This is a genomic window from Bradyrhizobium cenepequi (assembly GCF_020329485.1).
GTDB classification, from domain to species: Bacteria; Pseudomonadota; Alphaproteobacteria; order Rhizobiales; family Xanthobacteraceae; genus Bradyrhizobium; species Bradyrhizobium cenepequi.
In genome coordinates this window covers 18,065-39,445 of sequence record NZ_JAGKJI010000019.1, presented here as the reverse complement: position 1 = coordinate 39,445, position 21,381 = coordinate 18,065, and the positions used below count along the sequence as shown (strand labels likewise).

Here is a 21,381-nt window from a genome sequence, read left to right as displayed (position 1 = left end):
GACTGCGACGACGCAAAGCGGAGTGGCAGCGGGATTTCCCCGCGTCTTCATGTCGCGCGGCGTCAATGCACTCTCGAAATTCGACGTGCAGTTTTGAAAGAAGTGGAACAGCCGCTTCGACATGCTGCCACTGACTTTGGAACCAATCTAAACGGCCGGTATTCTCCGCTGTGATCCCTGGCGGATGGCAGCCACCTGCAACACGGAGTCGCTGACGATGCAAGATGGAGCCGTGCAATCGGGCGCCAGCCCTCACCCGCTGCCGCAAAAGATATCGGTGACACTGATCGTCAACGGAATCGAGAGGCGCTTGTCGGTCCTGCCTTGGGTCTCGCTTCTGGATACGCTCAGGGATCATCTCGATCTCACCGGCACCAAGAAGGGATGCGACCACGGCCAATGCGGGGCATGCACCGTGCTGGTCGACGGCCGCCGCATCAATTCATGCCTGACGCTTGCGGTGATGCGGGACGGCGCGCACGTCACCACCGTCGAGGGACTGGCTACCGACGGCGCGCTGGATCCGCTGCAGCAGGCGTTCATCGATCATGATGCCTTCCAGTGCGGCTATTGCACGCCCGGTCAGATTTGCTCCGGCGTCGGGCTGATCGCCGAGGGACGCGCCAAGAGCGCCGACGAGATCAGGGAAGCTATGAGCGGCAACATCTGCCGTTGCGGTGCCTATCCCAATATCGTCGCAGCGGTCCAGCAGGCGATGGGGACCAGGCCATGATCCCGTTCCAATATACAAAAGCGAACGACGTTACCGACGCGGTGCGGCTGATCGCCGCCAATGGCGGCGCAAAGTTCATTGCCGGCGGCACCAACCTGCTCGATCTCATGAAGGACAATGTCGAGCGGCCGACGACGCTGATCGACATCTCCCGCTTGCCGCTGACCTCGGTCGAAGAGACCGCTTCAGGAGGCTTGCGGATCGGCGCGCTTGTGCCGAACGCCGACCTCGCCTGGCATCCGCTGATCGAAAAGCGCTATCCGCTGCTGGCCAGCGCGATTATGGCCGGCGCCTCGCAGCAATTGCGCAACATGGCTTCTACCGGCGGCAATCTCTTGCAGCGGACGCGATGCGCCTACTTCTATGACACGGCAACGCCCTGCAACAAGCGGCAGCCGGGTTCGGGCTGCTCGGCGCTCAACGGCGTCAGCCGCGGCCACGCCATCCTCGGAGCAAGCGCATCCTGCATTGCGACGCATCCGTCCGACATGTGCGTGGCGCTCGCCGCACTCGATGCCACCGTGCACGTGACGGGCCCGACCGGCGCGCGCGTCATTCCGTTCGCGGATTTCCACCGCCTGCCCGGCGACACCCCGCATGTCGACACCAATCTCGGGCCGGACGAGATCATCACGGCGATCGAAGTGCCGGCCAAAGGCTTCGCAGCCAACCACTCCTACCTGAAGATCCGCGACCGGATGTCCTACGCCTTCGCGCTGGTGTCGGTCGCGGCCGCACTCGAGCTCAAGGACGGTACGATCCAGGAGGCGCGGCTCGCGCTCGGTGGTGTCGCCCACAAGCCGTGGCGCGATGTCGCGGCCGAGGGTGCGCTGCGCGGACGGCCCGCCGAGGAAGCCAGCTTTGCCCGCGCGGCCGACCTCCTGCTTCGCGACGCGAGGCCCCAGGCGCATAACGGCTTCAAGGTCGATCTCGCCCGACGGGCGATCATCCGCACGCTGTCGCAGGCCGCGCACGGCACGCCGCAATCACAATCGAACAAGACGATCCAATGAGCACGCTCAACAACACCGCGAAAACCTATACCGGCACCGCCACCTCGCGCGTTGACGGCCGCGCCAAGGTCACCGGCGCCGCCAAATATGCCGGCGATTTCAATTCAGGCGGCCTCGCCTATGGTGCGGTGGTGGAAGCGACCATTGCCAGGGGCCGCATCGTGCGGATCGACGCCAGCGAGGCGCTGCGCGTGCCGGGTGTGCTCGATGTCATCACCCACGAGAACAGGCCGCGGGTCGCCGACAGCGATGAAGCGTGGAAGGACGACGTCGCCCCGGAAGAAGGTTCCCCATTCCGCCCCCTCTACGACGACGCGGTCAAATTCAACCAGCAGCCGATCGCGCTGGTGCTGGCGGAAGAATGGGAGATTGCGCGCTATGCGGCATCGCTCGTCCGCGTCGACTATGAGAAGCAGCCATTCGTCACCGATGTGCATCGCAAGCGCGACAACGCCATCGTCGTCGCGAAGCCCGACAAACCACGCGGCGACGTTGCCAAGGCATTCGCAGCGGCCGAAGTGCGGCACGAGGCCGACTATTTCATCCCGACTGAGCATCACAACCCGATGGAATTGTTTGCCAGCACGGCGATGTGGGAAGCCGGGGGCCCGCTGACGGTCTATGACAAGACCCAGGGCGTGCAGAACGTGCAGGGCTTCCTGTGCAGCGTGTTCGAGAAGAAGCCGGACGAGATCCGCGTGATCTCGCCCTATGTCGGCGGCGCGTTCGGCGCCGGCTTGCGGCCGCAATATCAGGTGGTGCTCGCCGTAATGGGCGCGCTGAAGCTTCAGCGTTCGGTGCGGCTGGTGCTGACGCGGCAGCAGATGTATGGGCTGGGCTATCGTCCGGCCACCATCGAGCGGCTCGCGCTTGGCGCGCAGCGCAATGGCACGCTCGATGCGATCACGCATGAAGCGATCGGCATCACCTCGCAGTTCGAGGAATTCTCGCGCAACGATACTGGCTGGTCAGCCCTGCTCTACGCCTCGCCGAATGCCCGATATGAACACCGCGTCGCGCAGCTTGACGTGCCCACCTCCTGCGACATGCGTGCGCCGGGTGCTGCGACCGGCGTCTATGCGCTGGAAAGCGCGATGGACGAGCTCGCGGTCGCGCTGAAGATGGATCCGGTGGAATTGCGGCTGCGCTGTTATTCGGACCGCGACCAGAACGAGAACCTGCCCTACACCAGCAAGCGCCTGCGCGAATGCTATCGCGAGGGCGCCGCGGCCTTTGGCTGGGACAAGCGCCAGCCCGAGCCGCGCTCGATGCGCGACGGCAAGACTCTCGTGGGCTGGGGCATGGCCTCAGGCGTATGGGAAGCGCTGCAGATGCCGGTCGCCGTGCGGATCGTGATGACCGCCAACGGACATGCGGAAGTCTCCTGCGCTGCCTCGGATATCGGCACCGGCACCTATACGATCATGGCGCAGGTCGCAGCCGACAGCCTCGGGCTTCCGATCGAGAACATCACGATCCGCCTTGCCGATTCCACGCTGCCGAGAGCGCCGGTCGAGGGCGGATCATGGATGGCGGCCTCCGCCTGCCACGCCGTGATCGCCACCGCGAGCGAGGTTCGCAAGGAGCTGTTGCGCCTGGCAAAGCTGATGAAGACGTCGCCGCTCGCCGACGCGGTCGAGGAAGACGTCGCCCTTTCTGACGGCAAGCTTGTCAGCCGGACGCAGGCCGAGCGCGGGGTTTCGATCTCCGACATGATGCGACATGGCGCTGTGGAGCGGATCGAGAGGGAAAAGACCAACGAATTCGCCCAGGACAACGCGCACGCTCGGAACACGCACTCGGCCGTGTTCGCCGAGGTGAAGGTCGATGAAGAGCTCGGCGTCATCAGGGTCACGCGCGTCGTCAGCGCGGTCGCGGCGGGCCGCGTGCTGAACCCGAAGACGGGACGCAGCCAGGTGATGGGCGCCATCGTCGGCGGCATCGGCATGGCGCTGCATGAGGAGACTATCTACGACCACGGTCTCGGCCGGATCGTCAACCACGATATCGCCGAGTACCATGTGCCTGTGAACGCCGACATCCATGACATCGAGGTGATCTTCGTCGACGAGCCGGATACCTTGATTAACCCCCTCGGGATGAAGGGGCTCGGCGAGATCGGGATCGTCGGTGTTGCGGCGGCAGTCGCCAACGCCGTCTATCACGCGACCGGCGTGCGGGTGCGCGATCTGCCGATCACCCTCGACAAGGTGCTGACGCGGCGCCAGGCGGCTTGACGGCGTCAACCTGCGCCCCCTATTTTCTAGCTAGAAAATCTAGCCAGAAAGTTTGCAGAATGACCCGCCGAAATTGGTCGGTGCAGGACGCCAAAAACCGCTTCAGTGAGGTTGTGGACGCAGCGCGGCGTGCGCCACAAACTGTCACCAAGCACGGCATGCCCACGGTCGTCGTCGATGTTGAGGAGTACGAGCGGCTCCGGCGCCTCGAACGCGCCAGCGCACCGTCATTTGCGGAAGTCCTGCTGACCATGCCGCAGGATGACGTGGAGTTTGAGCGCCGTGACGTTCGGGTGCGCGATCTCGACCTCTGATGTTTCTGATCGACACCGTAACACTCTCAGAGCTGCGCAAGCGGGAGCGCGATCCCATGGTCGTGGCATGGTTCGAGCGGCAGCGGACGGCCGATCTGTTCTCAGCGTCATCAGTATCGGGGAGATCGAACGCGGCATTGCCCGACAGCGTGAGACCAACCCGGATCTTGCGGGCGCGGTGGCGGCCTGGCTTGATCGCGTGCTGACGCTGTACGGCGAAAGGATCGTGCCGTTTGACCTGCCCACGGCCCGGCGTTGGGGCGCGCTGAGCGCCGCGGTAGGTAACGACAGCGCCGACCTCATGATTGCGGCGACGGCGCTGGAATACGGGCTCACAGTTGTGACGCGCAACGCCTCGGATTTCAAGTCTACGGGGGCTGCTGTGCTCGATCCCTTCAGCCGCAAGCCGGGTCGAAAGGCATAGAAATAGCCCCGGATTCCGCCATCTCCGATGCCAGACCGCGATCCCACGCGGGTTGAATCCTTTGGGAAAACAGATAGCCGCTTCTCCGGTCGGTGTCTCGACAGGGTTGCCGCCACGCCGAGAGATCAGCTAAATCGACATTCTTCATTCAGGATTTGGCTGGGCGCACTCCTTGCGAGCGCCAGAACGAAGGCACCTCACATGAGAAAGATCATCCTCGCGCTGGCACTTCTGTATCCGGCCGCCGCGCTCGCTCAAGGTACGACCCCACTCGCGGACCCTGCCAACCCGCCCATGGTCGGCGACAAGCCACTGATGCAGGTCGGCACGAAGAAGCCGCCGGCGAAGCAGGGCGAGAAGGCCAAGCCGCAATCGGCCGCGCAGAAGCTGCAGGCATGCCAGGAGATCGATGACGGCACCAAGGAGCGGCTCAACTGCTATGACGAGATCTTCGCGCCGCAGCCCAAGCCGAAGCCGGCCGCGGCCAAGGCGATGAAGGAATGCCGGTTCGTGAAGGAAGAGGACGAGCGGCTGACCTGCTACAACGGCTTTGCCAACAAGATCCCGAAGCTGCCACAGTAGTCCGGCCGCAATCCGGTTACCAAGTGCCCGAGAACGGCCCGCCGCCAAAGAAGCCGAAACGTGACTGCTGCGCCACCCGCATCGGCCGCTGGCCCATGTACATAGGCTGCTGACCGTACATCGGTGGCTGACCCGCGTACATCGGCTGCGGCTGGCTGCGCGCCCTGGCGACCCTGTGCTTCTTCGGCGGCCGCGGCTCGTGTTTCTTCTCTGCCGGAGCGTACTGGGCAAGGCTTTCGCGCGCGGGCGCTTGGGTCGACGCTGGGGCAGCCGTCGACTCGGCCCCCGGCGGCGGCGGAAGCGGTGCCGCAGCCATCTGAGTGGCGGAGCCCGGCGGCACGATGGTCGGGAGGCTGGTGTCGAACACCACCCGTTCAGGCAGCTTCTGGGCGGAGTGAATGCGGACGGTGGACTTGTCGAGGCCAGGCGCGCTGTGGGCTGTCGTGGCCGCGTCGTGCGGAACCAGAGCGTCGACTGCATATAGCAGCGCTAGCAGCGCCCCGCCGACATAAAGGAAATAACGCGTCACCAACATCAGAAACTGCTCCCCCGCGCGATGACGCGGTCTACCGCCTAATGGCGATATAGGGAGTTAGTTCCTAGCCACACCCTAGAGGTTCAACCAAAGCGTTCACTTTTTCGGGACACTCACGCTAGGCGCGGCCGTCACTACGGAACATTTTGCCTTATTTGCATTGATGTTCACGAATCCGACCAGCACGCCGGCGTAGGTCTTGCGGCTTTTCATATTGATGGTGTCGCTGATCACACGCCGGCGGTCGGTGAGATGCGTGCCATCGGCGCGCGCAAAGGCGCAGGCGATCTCGATGTCCTTGACCGGATAGTGGTTCGCATTGCGCAGCGTGAGAGTGACCAGCGCTTTCGAGCCGAGGCCGCCCCGGCGCCAGAACTGACGGGAGATCTTCAGCCCATCGATCGGAGACCGCTCCACCGTGAAGGGTTCATTGGTGCTGGCGGTCGGTGCCTCATCGCCCACTGCATCGTCCGCCGGCGCGGCCGCCTGCTGCTCGGTGGGCGCGGCCGGCTTCTCGAGCCAGACGACATCCTGCGGAGAAGCCGAGGGCGGCGACGCCACCGCGACCGATTTGTTGTCGGCATCGCTGCGATTGGGGAGCATCAGCCATCCGGCAAATCCGGCGATGGTGAGAACCGTGAGCAGAATAAGCTTGGCGCCAAAGCCTTGAAACGACCACCTGCCGATGCCCATGGCCATGTCCTCATCCGCGCGAACGCTTCCTGCCTGCGCGCAACGCCGCTCCGGCGCACCACCGCACGGCTTGAAAGGGACGCACCGCTGTACGGGGACCGCCACTTGTCGATCAACCATCCACTTACATTACGGTTCCAAGCCTCCTCGGCAAAATTGCGGCGCTGCGCCTGTGACAGGATGGCCTTGTGGATTCCGAGCCGGTAGATTGCCGCAGCAACGGATCGTGCGATCACGCGCGTCGAGCAAGATGGGAGATGAAATGCCGATAGAGGTTACCTGGGACCACATTCACCTGCGCACCCCCGATCCCGAAGCGACCGCGGCGTGGCTTCGAGATGTGCTGGGCGGCGAGATCATCCGCAATCCCGGCCGCATCGATGTGCAGCTCGGAGGCGCCAAGGTGTTCATCGCGCCGGTCTCGCCAGGCGACGGCGTCAATGCACCGCCGGTGACGCCCTATCAGGGCCTCGACCATTTCGGACTGGCGGTGAAAGACATCGACGCCGTTGCGGCCGAGATCAAGGCAAAGGGCGTCGAGTTCACGACGGAGCCGACCACGATCCGCCCCGGCGTGCGCATCTGCTTCATCCGCGGGCCGCAGGGTGTCTCGATCGAGCTCCTGGAGCGCGACAAGAAATATGCCTGACCGCGTAGCGCTTGCGCGTCGAACGGTTAGGTCATGCTGCCGGGCATGAAGCAGCGGATCTGCAGTCCGAGATAACCGCGCATCGGCCACACCATGGTGCGGCCGTAGCGGTTCGGCTCGGTGATCACGGCATCATCAGGCACGTCGATCCACTCGTCGTCGATGCGCACGCGATAATGTCCGTCCTTGGATTCCCAATCGACGTCGCTCACCGCGGTGCCGTCGGCGTCGGAACAGCACGGCCCCTTCCCGCTCCTCAAGCTGTCGAACCATTGCTTGAGCGGCGAATTGGCGTAGCGGCCATCGGGATCGCGCGCATGCGCGAGACTTACGGCGGCCGCCGACAACAACGCGACAAGACTCAATGTGAGTGGGTTTCTGGGGCGGACCGCTAGACGATGGTCCGTAGTCTTACGGATGGAACCAGCTAGCTCTGCACATAGGCTCGCGAAAATGCGGCCGGAATCGATCCAGTTCGTCACCTGTCTCTCGCTCCTGCACCCGCCGGCCGGTGCAACAAATGTTATGCATTTCGCGGGCCAAGTTGATTCGCCGCGCGCTGCCCCCACAACGTCGTCATCGGGGCGTCGTCGACCAATGGAATGATTTCGGTTTCGCACGGCGTCGAGCGGCGCATGGTCAACCTGCCGCGTTGCGCCGGACATGCTGCTTTGGCATAAATTCTGAATCGGCAGCCTCTGGGCGAAGGCGGCCGGCCGTGGGGCGCCATGAGAAATGGCCTGTATTCCATTCACGTCACCCTGCTCGACGGGCGCGTCGGCAAGGGCAGCGGAGTGATTCTGTTCCGTAACGGCCAGGTTCTCGGCGGCGACGCCTATCTGTACTACACCGGCAGCTACACCGTGAAAGCCAACACCTTCAAAGGCGAAGTGCTGGTGCAGCGACACACCACGCCGCGCGACAATGACAGCCCGCTGTTCGGCGGACCGGCCCCGGTCGGCATCGGCGTCACCGGAACCTTCACCGATACAGAGGCGACCATGACCGGAACTGCGCTGGTCGGAAAGGCCAGCCAGATCTTTGGCGCCACGCTGCGCAAGCTTGCGGATATAGACTAGCGGAAGAGCTTCGCCCTCTCCCCGCAAGCGGGGCGAGGCGATCCGAGTTTGCGGACCGAGCGTGGCCTCAGGACAACTATTCCGCCGCCAATTCGACCGGTGCGACGCGCGGCAGGATCATCTGAATGCGCGTGCCGCCGCCGGGCTCGGAGTCGAGATCGAGACGGCCCCCTAAGCGCGTGGTGACGATGCTGTAGACGATGTGAAGCCCGAGGCCAGTGCCGCCCTGATCGCGGCGCGTGGTGAAGAACGGATCGAAGGCGCGGCGGCGCACGTCGAGCGACATGCCGCAGCCATTGTCGGAGAAGATCACCTCGACGTTGTCCCTGCCGGAAGCGCGCACCTGGATGTCGACGACACCAGGCTTTCCATCGGGAAAGGCGTGCGCGACGGAATTGAGGAACAGATTGGTGAGCACCTGACCATAGGGTCCCGGATAGGAGTTCATGATCAGGTTCGGCTGGCAATCGACGTTGAGCGTCAGATTGTGCTTGCGCAGGCCCGGCCGCAGACTCATCACGACCTGCTCGGTGAGATCGCCGAGATCGAAGCTGCGCTGATCGGAGTAGTTGCGGTCGGCGGCGACCTGCTTGAACGACTGGATCAGTTCGGCGGCACGGTTGAGGTTGGCGACGAGCTGCGAGGACGCATCGCTTGTCGTGGCAAGAAAATCGTTCAAGCTCGAGCGCCGCAGTTCGCCGCGCTCGACCTGCGCGGCAAAGGTCGCCGCCTTGCGTTCCAGCGCGGAGGCAACCGTGAGGCTGATGCCGACCGGATTGTTGACCTCATGCGCGACGCCCGCAACCAGCCGTCCGAGGGCTGCGAGCTTTTCCGCCTCGATCAGCGAGTTCTGCGTCTCGCGCAGATTGCGCAGCGCCGCCTCCGCGGCGTCCCGTGCTTTCCGCATCTCGTGCTCGCTGCGCTTGCGCTCTCCGATGTCGAGCGCCACCGTGACGATGTTCTCGATCTCGCCATTGATGTCGAGGATCGGCAGCTTGTTGACCAGCCATTGCCGCATGTTGCCGGCGACGTCCTTGTACTCCTCCTCGTAGAAGCCGAGCTCCCTTCGCCCTGACAACACCCGCTTGTCGTTCTCGTCGGTCTTTGCCGCGCCGTAGCGCGCCATCAGCTCGGCAGTGGTGTGGCCGATCGCCTCCTGCGGCTCGATGCCGAAAATCCCGGCCATGTAGCGGTTCATCAAAACGTAGCGCAGACTGCGGTCCTTGACGTTGATCACCGCCGGAACGGTGTCGATCACCATCTGCAGCAGGCGACGGCCTTCGGCGATCGCGTCTTCGGCGCGCTTCTGGTCGGTGATGTCGCGCACCGTGCCTTCGTAGCGGATCACCTCGCCGTTCTCGTCGCGCACCGCGCTCGCGCTGTCGGACAGCCATAGCACCGCGCCACTGCGGGACCGAACCTGATACTCATAGTCGCGCACCATGCCGTCGCGCTCCATCAGCCGCTGATATTCGGTGCGCGCGGCCGGATCGACATAGATATTGGACGCGACGTCGTCGATGCCGTTGATCAGGTCCCGCGGCGTGGCGTAGCCCATCATCCGCGCCAGCGCCGAATTGGCATTGAGCAGCGCGCCGCCCGGCGTCGTCACATAAATGCCGTCGATCGAGGATTCGAACAGCTTTCGATAGCTTTCCTCGGCGAGCCGCTGCTCGGCGAGCGCGCGCACCGCCGCCTCGCGCGCGGTATCCGCTTCGACCAGCGTTCGCCGGAACACCTCGGCGGCGCGGGCGATCTCGCCGATCTCGTTGTCGACGTCGGTCGCCGGGATCGAGGCGCTCTTCTCGCCGGCGGCGACCGCGCGGATCGACCTTGTGATCGAGGCGAGCGGCCGGACGGTGCGGCGGACCACGAGCAGCGCGGCGAAGATCCCGATCAGCACGCCGGCGGAGCCGAGCACGATGCTCTGCCATTTCGCCTCGGTGAGCGTCCGCGCAAAATCCCGCGACAGGACGTGACCGCGGCGCGAACTGAGCTCGCGCAACAGCTCGGTCACGCGCTGGATCAGGCGCCCTTCGGTGCCCAGCACCTCACGGTCGATATCAGCGATCTGGCGCTCCCGGATCGATATCGCAACGACTGCGTCGGCGTAATTGTTCACCGCGGTGCGCAGCGCCGGCTCGGTGATGGTCATCGACCGCATGCTCTGCGCCGCCTGCTCGGCCGCGGACGGGTTGTGGGCGAGCAGCCCAGTGGCGATGCGGCTCTGGGTCTGCAACAGCGCGGAAGCCGTGGCGGGATCGGAGCTTTCCGCCACCGCCTTGTCGAAGGCGTCGCGCAGCGGCGGCAGGCCGATGATCAATTCGGCGCGGCGGTTGATCAGCGCCGAGATGCGCTCGATGCCGCCGCGGTAGGTGGCGAGCCGTTCGGTCACGCCGTCGATCATGTCCTGCTGCTCCGGGGCGAGCTCGATCCTGGTCTTCTTCAGCGCCTCGCTGAGGGCGCTGGCGGCCTCGCCGACCTGGATCGATTGCGTGCCCGGATCGGTGACGAAGTCGCGCGCCGCCAGCCGCAGCTCGTTCATCCGGCGGTCAATATCCTCGGCCAGGTCGCCGACGCTCTGCAGCCGCTGCAGTTCCCCGAAAGTGGCGTCGATATGACGGATCGCGATCACGCTCGCAGTCGAGGTGATGATGATGACCGCCAGCACCAGCAGGAAGCTGCCGAACGTGAGCTGACCGATCGACAGCGCGAACGGTCGCTTCTGGGGCGGATTCGGCGGCAATTCGGAGGTCATGCTAGGGGGGCCAGGCTGAAATCGCCCCCAATATACGACGTAATCAGGCTCCGGGGGAACCGGGGCTGAGCCCCGAACACTCAACCGGCGGCGCCGACCTCGAAGACCTCGCCGTCATAGCCGGCCTCGAGGGGGATGCGGAGCTGGCGGCCGGTGGCGGTCTTGGTCATGATGGGCATCACGGTAACGATGGACCTGCCGCGGCTGTCCTCCAGCGCCTGACTGACGCTGGCCTGCTTGCCCAGCCTGATCAGATTCCGGGTGGTCGGGAACGGCAGCTTGAAGCGGCCGCTCTCCCCGCCCTCCAGCGCCTCGCGCGGGGACACCCAGATCGAGTCGGTGGATTCCCTGCCGTCATGGGTGCCGAGCTGCTCCGGGGGCGCCGCGGCGAGGAAGAACCAGGTGTCGAACCGCTTCGGCATGCCCTCCGGCGTGATCCAGTGCGCGTAAGGCACGAGCTCGTCCAGCGCCAGCACCATGCCGGTCTCGGCCAGCACGTTGAGGAAGCTGGTCTTGCTTTCGCAGAGCAGGCTCCGATGGGCGAGCTCGATCTCGCGGGCGCGGGCAGCATCCACCAGCTCGCTCGATCCCTTCGGCCGCGCCAGCAGGATGCCGCTCTCCTCGAAGGTTTCCCGGATAGCGCCGATGCGGAAGCTGAGCGCGCTCTCGTCGAGCCCCTCGCCGGCAGAATAAAGCGCCGGGTTCGCAATGATCTCCCTGTCGCCCTTGTCGACGCTGCCGCCGGGAAACACCAGCGCGCCGGACGAGAAGTCGATCTTGTAATGGCGGACCATCATGAAGACTTCGATTTCGTTGCGGCTGTCGACATCTACCTGCCGCGCCGCGTCGCGGAGCAGCAGGATGGTGGAGGCAAGGCGCGGCGTGACGATCTCGGCCATGGGACAACTAGCCTGCGGCGCTGGACTGCGGCTGCAGATTGGCGCGGCGGTCGACGCGGGCCACGCGCGACAGCAGGTAATCGACCTCCGCCCTAGCCTGCGGCGTGATGACGGCACCCGGCTTGCGCTGGGCGCTGGAGGCGATGATGCCGCGCTTCTGCAGCACATATTTGCGCACGGTCAGACCGACGCCCGGCTGCTGCTCGTATCGGATCAGCGGCAGATGTGCATCGAACAGATCATGCGCGGCATCGCGCTTGCCTGCCTTGGAGAGCTTGACCACGTCGATCAGGAGCTCAGGGAATGCGTAGCCGGTCATGGCGCCGTCCGCGCCGCGCTCCATCTCGAAATCGAGGAACAGGCCGCCATTGCCGACCAGGATGGACAGCGGCCGCAGCGAGCCGTCCTTCTGGAAGTTGCGGAGCGTGGTGATCTTCTCCAGGCCCGGCCAGTCCTCGTGCTTGAGCATCACGCAGGACGGGCAGTCCATCACGATCTTGCGGATCACGCCCGGCGTGAACACCACCGTGAGCGTCAGAGGGTAGTCCTGCAGCACCCAGGGGATGTCGTCGCCGATCGCTTCCTGCGCCTGCTTGAAGTAGCCAATGATCTGGTCGTCGGTGCGAAGATGCGGCGGCGGCGCAATCATGACGCCGGCGGCGCCGGCATCCATCGACGCCTTGGCCAGCGAACGCATCGAGGCGAAGCCCGGCGCCGAGACGCCGACGATCACCTGCAGGTCCTTGGCGCGCTTGATGAAGCGAACCGCGACCTGCTCGGCCTCGGCTGCATCGAGCTTCGGCGCCTCGCCCAGGATGCCGAGCACCGTGACGCCGTCGCAGCCGACCTCGGTATAGAAGTCGCTGAGGCGATCGATCGAACGCTCGTCGATGCGGCCGTCGTCATGGAACGGCGTCGGCGCAATCGCAAAGGTGCCGGCGGCTTGGGCGGTGAGTTTCATCGTTCTAACCTTTCTCCGTCATTCCGGGATGCGCCGTCAGGCGCAGGCCCGGAATCCATTCATCCGATCGTGGCCATGGATTCCGGGCTCGGCGCTAACGCGCCGCCCCGGAATGACAACCATTCAAAACCGCCGCGCGCCCATCTTGATCTGCTCCTCGGAGAAGAAGATCTCCTTGGCGTGGGCGACAATATCCTCAGCTTTCCAGCCCGTGAACGGCGGCTTCCAGCCTTCCATTTCCATCATCCGCATCTCCCTGACCCCGCGCGGGCCGGAGACGCCGAGCACCTTGCCGGTCTGGTCGCCCGACAAATCGCTGACCATGTATAGCACGGCCGGCGCGATGCCGTCCGGGCCGAGCGCGGCACCGGGGTTTTCTTTATAGCGGGGCAGGTCTGCAGTCATGCGGGTCAGCGCACCAGGCGCCAGCGTCCAGACCCGGATGTTGTATTTGCGACCCTCGATCGCCAGCACGTTGGAAAGGCCCCAGATGCCGCCCTTGGCGGCGCCGTAATTGCTCTGGCCGAAATTGCCGATCAGCCCCGAGGTCGAGGAGGTGTTGACGATGACGCCGCCGCCATTCTCGCGCATCCATCTGAACACCGGCAGCGTGCAGCAGAAGGTGCCTTTCAGATGCACCTTGATCACCTTGTCCCAGTTTTCCTCTTTCGCCTTGGCAAAGGTCTCGTCGCGCAAGATGCCGGCGTTGTTGACGAGGATGTCGGCGCGGCCGAAATTCTTGATGGCATCGTCGAACACCGACTGGCCGCCTTCCAGTGTCGAGATGTCGGCGCCGTTGGCAACTGCGCGGCCGCCTTCGGCCTTGATCGCATCCACCACCTGCTGCGCCATCGACTTGTCGGCGCCGCTTCCATCGCGCGGGCCGCCAAGGTCGTTGACCACCACGGCCGCCCCCTCGCGCGCGAACAGCTTTGCGTAGGCCTCACCAAGCCCACCGCCTGCACCGGTGATGATCGCCACCTTGCCGTCGAGTAATCCCATGGTTGCTTCTCCCTTCGTTGTTCTTACCTCGCCCCGCTCGCGGGGGGAGGTCGAAATTCGCGTCCGCGAATTTCGGGTGAGGGGGACTCTCCGCGAGTCCCGCTGTGGAGACAGCCCCTCACCCCACCCTCTCAGAGCGAGCTAGGCTCGTCTCGGCCCCGCAAGGGCGGGGCGAGGGAGCCGACCGCCGTCGCGTGTGTCAGCCCAGCACCGTCTTGCCGTTGCGGATCACGGTGACGCCGCGCGATTTCACCTTGGCCTCGAATGAGATTACGTTGCCGTCCTTCCAGAGATCCATCGTCACGGTCTCGCCAGGAAACACCGGCGAGGAGAAGCGCGCGACGTGCTGCTTGAAGGCGGACGGATCGTAATCGGCATAGGTCTGGAGCACGCCGCGACAGGTGATGCCATAGGTGCACATGCCGTGCAGGATCGGCCGCGGGAAGCCGGCTTTCTTGGCGAACTCCGGATCGGAGTGCAGCGGATTGCGGTCGCCGCAGAGGCGGTAGATCAGCGCCTGGTCCGGGCGCGTGGAGATGTCGACGGTCCTGTCGGGCGTGCGCTCCGGCACCTTGTGCGGTTCGGGCTGGCCCTCGGACGGCCCGCCAAAGCCGCCATCGCCGCGGGCAAAACGTGAAGCGACGATCGTCACGAGTTGGTCACCCTTCTCATCCTTGAGGATGGTCTGGTGACGGATCACCGCGCCCCTATCCTTGCCCTTGTCGAAGACGTCGAGCACGCTTGAATCGGCGGTGATGTGCGCGGCCGTTGCTAGCGGCTTGTGGAAAGTGATGTCGCGTTCGCCATCGACCACCAGCACGCGGTTGAGGTTCATCTCGCCGGGGCCGGCGCCCCAGGCCGCCACGGATGCGAACGTCGGCACCACCTTCAGCGGACGCGGCGTCAGCGTCGCTTCATTGACGAAAGCGAGTTCGCGCTCGTCCATGGGATCGGCGCCCATGCCGATGCCATAGGCATAAAGCATCACCTCGCGATCGCCGTAGCTGTATTTCTGGCCGAGGTTTTTCAGGACCATCAGCTGTTCGTAATTGATCGGCATTCTTGTTTCCTCCCCGGATCCTTCTTCACCGGCGCCCGTTACAGTGCCCTCTCCCCTTGCGGGAGAGGGCAGCGTCGCCGCCGGCAACAAACTCGTTCGGGTGAGGGGTCGCCTCCACGAGCACCGAACCCGCGGAAAGAACCCCTCATCCGGCGCGCATTGCATGCGCGCCACCTTCTCCCACAAGGGGAGAAGGTACTTCTAGACCGCCGTAAAGAATGGCAGCGGAGCGCCGTCGGTCGGCTTCCACACCAGCTTCACCTTCTGGCCGATCCCGATCTTGTCGAAGTCGCAGTCGACAATGTTGGTCTGCAGCGACGGACCTTCCTTCAGCGTGACATAGGCGATCGCATACGGGCCAGTCGGCGACTTCCGCATGATGCTGTAGGTATAGACCGTCGCCTCGCCAGAAGCTTCTTCCCAGGCCGTCTTGTCGGAGAAGCAGAACGGGCAGATCGAGCGCGGGAAGTAATGCGGCTCGCCGCAGGCGGTGCAGCGCTTGATCAGGAACTTGCCTTGCTTGGCCGCTTCCCAGAACGGCGCGCTTTCCGGGTTGGTCACCGGCGCATTGTATTTCTTCGCTTCAGTCATCACACGCGCTCCAGAATGCAGGTCGAGGCGGCGTGGCGGACGCCGAGCAGGCCGCCGGTGCCATGCGCGATCGCGAGATCGCAATTCGGCACCTGCACCTTCGGATGCGCTTCGCCGCGGAGTTGCCTGACGGCCTCGAGGATCTTGGTCATGCCGCCGCGATTGACGGGATGGTTGCTGCAGAGCCCGCCGCCATCCGTATTGAACGGCAATTTGCCGACGCCGGAAATCAGGTTGCCATCGGCGACGAACTTGCCGCCCTCGCCTTTCTTGCAGAAGCCCAGGTCTTCGAGCTGCATCAGCACAGTGATGGTGAAGCTGTCGTAGATCGAGGCGTATTTGATGTCCTTCGGCGTCACACCCGCTTCCTCGAAAGCGCGCGGGCCCGACCACACGCCGGCGGAATAAGTGAGATCGAGATCCTTGCCGCCGCGCGGACCCTTCATCGCTTCGCCATGACCGATCAATCGCACCAGCGGCTTCTTCAGGCTCTTGGCGATCTCGGCCGTGGTGACGATCATCGCGCCGCCGCCGTCGGTGACGACACAGCAATCCATGCGATGCAAGGGATCGGCGATCATCGGCGAGTTCAGGACGTCCTCGACGGTGACGACTTCCTTCAGCATCGCATGCGGGTTGTATTGCGCGTGATGGGACGCCGCGACCTTGATCCAGGCGAGCTGCTCGCTGGTGGTGCCGTAATCGTGCATGTGGCGCATGGCACACATGCCGTAGGCGTTATGCGTGGTAGCCCCGTAGGCGGCCTCGAAATCAACCTCGGCGCCGGCAGCGCGCGGCGGCATCACCCCGGTGCGCGGCTTGCCGGCAAGCGTCACCAGCGCGACCGAGCATTTGCCGGCGGCGATCGCTTCGGCTGCGTGACCGAGGTGGATCAGGTAGGAACAGCCGCCGGTCTCGGTGGAATCGACATGGCGCAACTTCTTCGTGTTGAGGCCGAGATAATCGACCATCGGCCAGAGCCCGCCGGGCCCGTCGCCGGCCAGGAAATAGCCGTCGATATCGTCCTTGGTCAGCCCCGCATCCTCGATCGCGCCCTTGGCGACCTCGGCATGGAGCTGCGCAGTGGATTTATCGGGAGCATGCCGGGTGGGATGCTCATAGATGCCGGCAATGTAAGCCTTGCCTTTGATGGTCAACTCGTTCTCCGCTGGCGTTTCTTGTGCAAGCGTTTTTCTGGACCGTCAAACAGGCATTGGCAAGCGCGGAAATATTCCGTGCGGCGAGAGGGAAGCGGTCGTGGCCGCACTCTCCGACCTCATCCTGAGGAGACCGCGAAGCGGTCGTCTCGAAGGATGGCCACGGGTGCGATCCGGGCCTCATGGTTCTCCGAGCGATGCGCAGCATCGTCTCGAGACGCGCTACGCGCTCCTCACCATGAGGGGTGAGAGGAATCGTAGGGTGGGCAAAGCGCAGCGTGACCACCTTCCTTGCACCGAACGTGGACGGCAGGCACGCTGCGCTTTGCCCACTCTACGCGGCTTGGCGACGCCCTACTCCGCTGCCATCTGGCGGGGGGCTGGCGGCGGGTTGGCGAGGTCAGCGGCGAGCTGAGCGTAGCGGGCCTTTGCGTCCTGTACTGCCTTTTCCTTCACCGGGCCGTAGCCGCGGATACGGTCGGGGAGCGAGAGCAATTCGACTGCGGTATCGATCGTGAGCGGCGACAACAGACCAAGCACGGTCGCGACATCCTTCTCGTAACCTGCGATCAGATCGCGCTCGAGCTTGCGGTCGGCACTGTAGCCGAAAATGTCGAGCGGTGTGCCGCGCAGGAAACGCAGCTTGGCCAGCACGCCGAAGACATTCAGCATCCACGGACCGAAGGCGCGCTTTTGCGGGCGGCCCTGGGCGTCGACGCCGCGCGCCAAGATCGGCGGCGCGAGATTGAAGTTGAACTTGAAATCGCCTTCGAACTGCTCCCGAAGCTGATGCTCGAACCGGCCGTCGGTGTAGAGCCGGGCGACCTCATATTCGTCCTTGTAGGCGAGCAGCTTGGCATAGTTGATCGCAACCGCCCGCGGCAGCGCTTCGCCATACCCGCCCTTGATCGCGGCATCGCGCACCTGGTCGACCAGCTTGCGATAGCGCTTTGCCAACCTGCCGTTCTGATAGGCGGTGAGATGGGCGCTGCGATGGGCGATGACCTCGTCCAGCGTCATGGCGTCGAGCGTCTTCGGCGTCGCTGGCTCGTCCTGGTCCTTCATCATCGCGGCCAGCCGCGCCGGATCAGCGGCGGCAAGACGGCCGAGCTGGAAGGCTTCCTTGTTCATCTTGATCGAGACACCATTGACCTCGATCGCCTGCTCGATCGATGCCGCCGACAGCGGCAACAGGCCCTTCTGATAGGCGTAGCCCATCATCATGATGTTGGTGGCGATGCTGTCGCCGAGCAGGGCTTCGGCCGGCCTGGTGAAATCGAAGAAAGCGGAGTCCTGGCGCAGCGCGTTCTCCAGCACCGAGTTGACCGTGCGAACCTGGAAGTTGAAGTCGCGGTTGAGAATGAAATCCGCGGTCGGGATCACATGGCTGTTGATGATGCCGGCCGTGCGGCTGGATTCGCAGAGCGTAATCGTGTCCTTTGACGCTGCAACCACCTCGTCCGCGGCCAGCACGAGATCGGCGGTGCCGGTGACGATGCGCGAACAGGTGACGTCGGCCGGGTGATCGGACAGGCGGACGTGGCTGAGCACCGCCCCGCCCTTCTGCGCGAGGCCCGACATGTCCAGGATCATGCTGGCCTTGCCCTCGATATGGGCGGCCATGCCGAGCAGCGCGCCGATCGTGAGCACGCCGGTGCCGCCGACGCCGCCGACCGCGATGTTATAGGGACGCTCCAGCGACGGCCGCGTAGCCGGCTCCGGCAGGTCACCGATGGCGCCGAGATCCGGCGGCGCCCGGCGGCGCAGCTTGCCGCCATCGACGGTAACGAAGGACGGGCAGAAGCCCTTCACGCACGAGTAGTCCTTGTTGCATGTCGACTGGTTGATGGTGCGCTTGCGGCCGAACTCGGTCTCCAGCGGCTCGACCGAGATGCAGTTCGACTGCACAGAGCAGTCGCCGCAGCCCTCGCAGACAGCGGGGTTGATCAGCACGCGGCGCTGCGGATCCTCCATCAGGCCGCGCTTGCGGCGACGACGCTTCTCTGCGGCGCAGGTCTGCACGAATACGATCGCGGACGTGCCCTTGAACTCGCGGCACGCCTTCATGACGTTCTCGAGCTCGTCGCGATGGGCGAGCTTTACGCCGGGCGCGATCGTATCAGTCGGATAGGCATCGGAATTTTCAGAGACGAGATAGATCTCGCGGATGCCTTCGGCGTGCAGCTGGAACGTGATCTGCTGCGGCGACAGGTCGCCGTCGTGGCGCTGGCCGCCGGTCATCGCGACCGCGTCGTTGTAGAGGATCTTGTAGGTGATGTTGGCCTTGGAAGCGACCGCCTGGCGGATCGCGAGAATGCCCGAGTGGAAATAGGTGCCGTCGCCAAGATTGGCGAAGATATGATTCTCGTTGGTGAACGGCGCGATGCCGACCCACGGCACGCCCTCGCCGCCCATATGGGTGAAGGTCTCGGTGTTGCGGTTCATCCACAGCGCCATGAAGTGACAGCCGATGCCCGCCATAGCGCGGCTGCCTTCCGGAACCTTTGTCGAGGTGTTGTGCGGGCAGCCCGAGCAGAAATACGGCGTGCGGGCAATCGGCGCTGTGGCTTGCATCTGGCTCGCTTGGCGGCCGTTGAACCAGTCGGCCTTGGCGCGCAGCATCTCGGCGATCTCGGGGTTGAGATTGAGCCGCAGCAGGCGCTCGGTCAGCGAGCTTGCAAGTGATGCCACGCTGAGCTCGGCGGCGAAGGTGAGGAAGCGCTTGTCGTGCTCGTCCATCTTGCCGACGATGCGCGGACGGACGTCGTCGCGCCAGTTGAACAGCTCCTGCTTGACCTGGTTCTCGACGATCTCGCGCCGTTCCTCGACGATGAAGATCTCCTCCAGGCCAACGGCAAAGTCACGCACGCCTTCCGGCTCCAGCGGCCAGGGCATGCCGATCTTGTAGAGCCGGATGCCGATCTTGGCGGCGATCTCCGGCGTAATGCCGAGCTCGCGCAGCGCCTGGCGGATGTCCTCATAACTCTTGCCGGACGCCATGATGCCGTAGCGCGCGTTCGGCGAATCCATGGTGATGCGGTTGACCCTGTTGGCGCGGGCGAAGGCGATCGCGGCAAAGCCCTTGTAGTCCTGCAACCGACGGTCCTGCTCGAAACGGTCATCGGGCCAGCGGATGTTCAGCCCGCCCGGCGGCAATTCGAAATCGGTCGGGATCACGAACGGCTTCATCTCGTCGGTGAGGTCGATCTCGGCCGTGGTCTCGACCGTCTCGGTGATCACCTTCATACCGACCCAGCAGCCGGAGTAGCGCGACATCGCGATGCCCAAAAGGCCCATCTCGATCATCTCGTGGATGCTGGACGGGTAGAGATAGGGCATCAGCGCCGAGACGAAGGCGTGGTCGGACTGATGCGGGACGGTGGAAGATTTTGCGCCGTGGTCGTCGCCGGCAAGGACGAGCACGCCGCCGTGCTTGGCCGAGCCTGCCGCATTGCCGTGGCGGAACACGTCGCCGCAGCGGTCGACACCGGGGCCCTTGCCGTACCAGATGCCGACCACACCGTCGTAGTTGGCGCCGGGCGAGAGGTGGAGTTGCTGCGATCCCCAGATCGCGGTGGCCGCCAAGTCCTCGTTCACGCCGGGCTGGAACTTGACGTTGTACTGCTCGAGGTGGTGCTTCGCCGCGAAGAGCTGCTGGTCATAGCCGCCAAGCGGCGAGCCGCGATAGCCGGAGATGAAGCCCGCGGTGTTGAGGCCGGCGGCGCGGTCGCGGCGGATCTGCGCCATCGGCAGACGGACCAGGGCCTGGATTCCGGTCAGGAAGATATGGCCGGTGCCCTGGGTGTATTTCTGGTCGAGACTGATCGGACCCTGGTTGATACCCATCTAAGCCCTCATAATTCCTGGTCGCGACGACTGATTTTAGCTAGTCATCCAAGCGCTTTAGAACCAGTCTATGTCGGTTTTCGAAGGCCGCGCAGCACAATTCTGTGCCCGGGCACCTCGCTTACGAAGTTCGCAACTTCGTACCGGGAACGATCCGGTTTGTTTTCGCTTCGTGCGTCGGAGGGGTGGTTGCACGAAACGCCGAGAGGTCGCCCCCAAAGGCCGGCAGCCGGTAGGCGGACGCAGGACAGCGCCAAGCGGCTGCGGGATTCTTGTCTGCCCACTTTTGTGCAGCGCATTCTTCTCCGGCGAATGGTGTGTGCAGATGCGAGCCCTTGGAGGGTTCCTCACCCGACGCGGGCCTGAGGGGAACATCGGCCAGCGCTGGCGAGTTGTTCTTCGGGCTAACGGAGGATACCTAATGGCACACCAACCGAATGATCCTGACCGCAGCAATATGACCGAGGACGAGATCCGCCGTCAGGCGCGTCTCAACGATCTGGACAACGAGTTGCAGCCCGATCCGGAGCTTGCCGAGGGCCCGGCCAGCGGAGCAAAGATCGCGATGTTCGCGATTGCGATCGCGGTGGTGCTCGGCGCAGTGTTCTATGGCCTGAACAATACATCCGTTGAGCAGGCAGGCACGAAGCCGCCGTCACAGAGCGCGCAGAACCAGCCGGCCAACCCCGCATCTCCACAAGGCATGCCAAAGGCCAATACCGAACCTGGCACGACGACGGGCTCGGCGACCAATCGTCCCACCCCGCCGCAGTCGAATCCGACCGGCCAGGAGGTCGACCGCTCGAAGACGCCTGATAGCAACAAATAGAGGTAGCGACATTCGCGCA

General features: G+C 64.4%; 20 protein-coding genes. 9 read left to right on the top strand and 11 right to left on the bottom strand.

Features of this window, described 5'->3' with window-relative positions; genetic code table 11:
• The first annotated feature begins 217 nt into the window (after nucleotides 1-217).
• The 6 genes from J6497_RS20470 to J6497_RS20445 all read left to right on the top strand — a co-directional run bounded on the left by J6497_RS20470 (nucleotide 218) and on the right by J6497_RS20445 (nucleotide 5,303).
• Nucleotides 218-733, top strand: a complete 516-nt coding sequence (locus tag J6497_RS20470; RefSeq protein ID WP_225706084.1) for a (2Fe-2S)-binding protein — start codon at nucleotides 218-220, stop codon at nucleotides 731-733.
• Nucleotides 730-1,746, top strand: a complete 1,017-nt coding sequence (locus J6497_RS20465; protein ID WP_225706083.1) for an FAD binding domain-containing protein — start codon at nucleotides 730-732, stop codon at nucleotides 1,744-1,746. Before J6497_RS20470 ends, J6497_RS20465 begins: the two co-directional genes overlap by 4 nt.
• Nucleotides 1,743-3,983, top strand: a complete 2,241-nt coding sequence (locus J6497_RS20460; RefSeq protein WP_225706082.1) for a xanthine dehydrogenase family protein molybdopterin-binding subunit — start codon at nucleotides 1,743-1,745, stop codon at nucleotides 3,981-3,983. Before J6497_RS20465 ends, J6497_RS20460 begins: the two co-directional genes overlap by 4 nt.
• A gap of 59 nt (nucleotides 3,984-4,042) precedes the next feature.
• The gene (locus J6497_RS20455; protein WP_225706081.1) at nucleotides 4,043-4,297 is read left to right on the top strand and encodes a type II toxin-antitoxin system prevent-host-death family antitoxin; all 255 of its coding nucleotides are present in this window, start codon (nucleotides 4,043-4,045) and stop codon (nucleotides 4,295-4,297) included.
• 67 nt (nucleotides 4,298-4,364) lie between these two features.
• A complete protein-coding gene (locus J6497_RS20450) occupies nucleotides 4,365-4,721 on the top strand; it encodes a type II toxin-antitoxin system VapC family toxin (RefSeq protein ID WP_225706080.1) in 357 nt (118 codons plus the stop codon).
• A gap of 201 nt (nucleotides 4,722-4,922) precedes the next feature.
• Entirely contained in the window at nucleotides 4,923-5,303 is a 381-nt protein-coding gene (locus J6497_RS20445; RefSeq protein ID WP_225706079.1) for a hypothetical protein, read from the top strand.
• Between the two features lie 16 nt (nucleotides 5,304-5,319).
• On the opposite strand, the gene J6497_RS20440 is transcribed toward J6497_RS20445, so the two are convergent.
• Together J6497_RS20440 and J6497_RS20435 are read right to left on the bottom strand one after the other, a co-directional pair.
• On the bottom strand, nucleotides 5,320-5,838 hold the full coding sequence (locus J6497_RS20440; protein WP_225706078.1) for a hypothetical protein: 519 nt from the start codon (nucleotides 5,836-5,838) through the stop codon (nucleotides 5,320-5,322).
• 96 nt (nucleotides 5,839-5,934) lie between these two features.
• Complete coding sequence (locus J6497_RS20435; RefSeq protein ID WP_225706077.1) at nucleotides 5,935-6,531, bottom strand: hypothetical protein; 597 nt, start codon at nucleotides 6,529-6,531, stop codon at nucleotides 5,935-5,937.
• Nucleotides 6,532-6,793: 262 nt separating this feature from the next.
• Between J6497_RS20435 and J6497_RS20430 the strand changes: the two genes are divergently transcribed.
• Nucleotides 6,794-7,180 (top strand): VOC family protein, encoded by a 387-nt coding sequence (locus J6497_RS20430; RefSeq protein ID WP_225706076.1) that lies wholly within the window; start codon nucleotides 6,794-6,796, stop codon nucleotides 7,178-7,180.
• Between the two features lie 26 nt (nucleotides 7,181-7,206).
• Here J6497_RS20430 and J6497_RS20425 read toward each other — a convergent pair whose 3' ends face one another.
• Complete coding sequence (locus J6497_RS20425; protein ID WP_376708244.1) at nucleotides 7,207-7,662, bottom strand: hypothetical protein; 456 nt, start codon at nucleotides 7,660-7,662, stop codon at nucleotides 7,207-7,209.
• 246 nt (nucleotides 7,663-7,908) lie between these two features.
• Here J6497_RS20425 and J6497_RS20420 point away from each other — a divergent pair, with 246 nt between their 5' ends.
• Complete coding sequence (locus J6497_RS20420; RefSeq protein ID WP_225706075.1) at nucleotides 7,909-8,259, top strand: GrlR family regulatory protein; 351 nt, start codon at nucleotides 7,909-7,911, stop codon at nucleotides 8,257-8,259.
• Nucleotides 8,260-8,335: 76 nt separating this feature from the next.
• Here J6497_RS20420 and J6497_RS20415 read toward each other — a convergent pair whose 3' ends face one another.
• The 8 genes from J6497_RS20415 to J6497_RS20380 all read right to left on the bottom strand — a co-directional run bounded on the left by J6497_RS20415 (nucleotide 8,336) and on the right by J6497_RS20380 (nucleotide 20,533).
• On the bottom strand, nucleotides 8,336-11,017 hold the full coding sequence (locus tag J6497_RS20415; RefSeq protein WP_225706074.1) for a PAS domain S-box protein: 2,682 nt from the start codon (nucleotides 11,015-11,017) through the stop codon (nucleotides 8,336-8,338).
• A gap of 80 nt (nucleotides 11,018-11,097) precedes the next feature.
• A complete protein-coding gene (locus J6497_RS20410) occupies nucleotides 11,098-11,916 on the bottom strand; it encodes an NUDIX hydrolase (RefSeq protein WP_225706073.1) in 819 nt (272 codons plus the stop codon).
• Between the two features lie 7 nt (nucleotides 11,917-11,923).
• Nucleotides 11,924-12,877, bottom strand: a complete 954-nt coding sequence (locus tag J6497_RS20405; protein ID WP_225706072.1) for a dihydrodipicolinate synthase family protein — start codon at nucleotides 12,875-12,877, stop codon at nucleotides 11,924-11,926.
• A gap of 123 nt (nucleotides 12,878-13,000) precedes the next feature.
• Entirely contained in the window at nucleotides 13,001-13,879 is an 879-nt protein-coding gene (locus J6497_RS20400) for an SDR family oxidoreductase (protein ID WP_225706071.1), read from the bottom strand.
• A gap of 199 nt (nucleotides 13,880-14,078) precedes the next feature.
• Complete coding sequence (locus J6497_RS20395; protein ID WP_225706070.1) at nucleotides 14,079-14,939, bottom strand: MaoC family dehydratase; 861 nt, start codon at nucleotides 14,937-14,939, stop codon at nucleotides 14,079-14,081.
• Between the two features lie 201 nt (nucleotides 14,940-15,140).
• On the bottom strand, nucleotides 15,141-15,530 hold the full coding sequence (locus J6497_RS20390; RefSeq protein WP_225706069.1) for a Zn-ribbon domain-containing OB-fold protein: 390 nt from the start codon (nucleotides 15,528-15,530) through the stop codon (nucleotides 15,141-15,143).
• Entirely contained in the window at nucleotides 15,530-16,687 is a 1,158-nt protein-coding gene (locus tag J6497_RS20385; protein WP_225706068.1) for a thiolase family protein, read from the bottom strand. The genes J6497_RS20390 and J6497_RS20385 overlap by 1 nt, the downstream gene beginning before the upstream one ends.
• A 354-nt stretch (nucleotides 16,688-17,041) precedes the next feature.
• Nucleotides 17,042-20,533: an indolepyruvate ferredoxin oxidoreductase family protein gene (locus tag J6497_RS20380; protein WP_225706067.1), complete on the bottom strand. Its 3,492-nt coding sequence runs from the start codon at nucleotides 20,531-20,533 to the stop codon at nucleotides 17,042-17,044.
• A 421-nt stretch (nucleotides 20,534-20,954) separates the two neighbouring features.
• Between J6497_RS20380 and J6497_RS20375 the strand changes: the two genes are divergently transcribed.
• Nucleotides 20,955-21,362, top strand: a complete 408-nt coding sequence (locus tag J6497_RS20375; protein WP_225706066.1) for a hypothetical protein — start codon at nucleotides 20,955-20,957, stop codon at nucleotides 21,360-21,362.
• The last annotated feature ends 19 nt before the right edge of the window (nucleotides 21,363-21,381 follow it).

Excerpts from the sequence above, each read along its gene's own strand:
- J6497_RS20390 (WP_225706069.1), bottom strand. The coding sequence starts at position 15,530 with ATGACTGAAGCGAAGAAATACAATGCGCCGGTGACCAACCCGGAAAGC.
- J6497_RS20380 (WP_225706067.1), bottom strand. The coding sequence starts at position 20,533 with ATGGGTATCAACCAGGGTCCGATCAGTCTCGACCAGAAATACACCCAG.
- J6497_RS20420 (WP_225706075.1), top strand. The coding sequence starts at position 7,909 with ATGAGAAATGGCCTGTATTCCATTCACGTCACCCTGCTCGACGGGCGC.
- J6497_RS20430 (WP_225706076.1), top strand. The coding sequence starts at position 6,794 with ATGCCGATAGAGGTTACCTGGGACCACATTCACCTGCGCACCCCCGAT.
- J6497_RS20450 (WP_225706080.1), top strand. The coding sequence starts at position 4,365 with ATGGTTCGAGCGGCAGCGGACGGCCGATCTGTTCTCAGCGTCATCAGT.
- J6497_RS20395 (WP_225706070.1), bottom strand. The coding sequence starts at position 14,939 with ATGCCGATCAATTACGAACAGCTGATGGTCCTGAAAAACCTCGGCCAG.
- J6497_RS20440 (WP_225706078.1), bottom strand. The coding sequence starts at position 5,838 with ATGTTGGTGACGCGTTATTTCCTTTATGTCGGCGGGGCGCTGCTAGCG.
- J6497_RS20465 (WP_225706083.1), top strand. The coding sequence starts at position 730 with ATGATCCCGTTCCAATATACAAAAGCGAACGACGTTACCGACGCGGTG.
- J6497_RS20435 (WP_225706077.1), bottom strand. The coding sequence starts at position 6,531 with ATGGGCATCGGCAGGTGGTCGTTTCAAGGCTTTGGCGCCAAGCTTATT.
- J6497_RS20460 (WP_225706082.1), top strand. The coding sequence starts at position 1,743 with ATGAGCACGCTCAACAACACCGCGAAAACCTATACCGGCACCGCCACC.
- J6497_RS20470 (WP_225706084.1), top strand. The coding sequence starts at position 218 with ATGCAAGATGGAGCCGTGCAATCGGGCGCCAGCCCTCACCCGCTGCCG.
- J6497_RS20415 (WP_225706074.1), bottom strand. The coding sequence starts at position 11,017 with ATGACCTCCGAATTGCCGCCGAATCCGCCCCAGAAGCGACCGTTCGCG.
- J6497_RS20410 (WP_225706073.1), bottom strand. The coding sequence starts at position 11,916 with ATGGCCGAGATCGTCACGCCGCGCCTTGCCTCCACCATCCTGCTGCTC.
- J6497_RS20445 (WP_225706079.1), top strand. The coding sequence starts at position 4,923 with ATGAGAAAGATCATCCTCGCGCTGGCACTTCTGTATCCGGCCGCCGCG.
- J6497_RS20455 (WP_225706081.1), top strand. The coding sequence starts at position 4,043 with ATGACCCGCCGAAATTGGTCGGTGCAGGACGCCAAAAACCGCTTCAGT.
- J6497_RS20405 (WP_225706072.1), bottom strand. The coding sequence starts at position 12,877 with ATGAAACTCACCGCCCAAGCCGCCGGCACCTTTGCGATTGCGCCGACG.
- J6497_RS20400 (WP_225706071.1), bottom strand. The coding sequence starts at position 13,879 with ATGGGATTACTCGACGGCAAGGTGGCGATCATCACCGGTGCAGGCGGT.
- J6497_RS20375 (WP_225706066.1), top strand. The coding sequence starts at position 20,955 with ATGGCACACCAACCGAATGATCCTGACCGCAGCAATATGACCGAGGAC.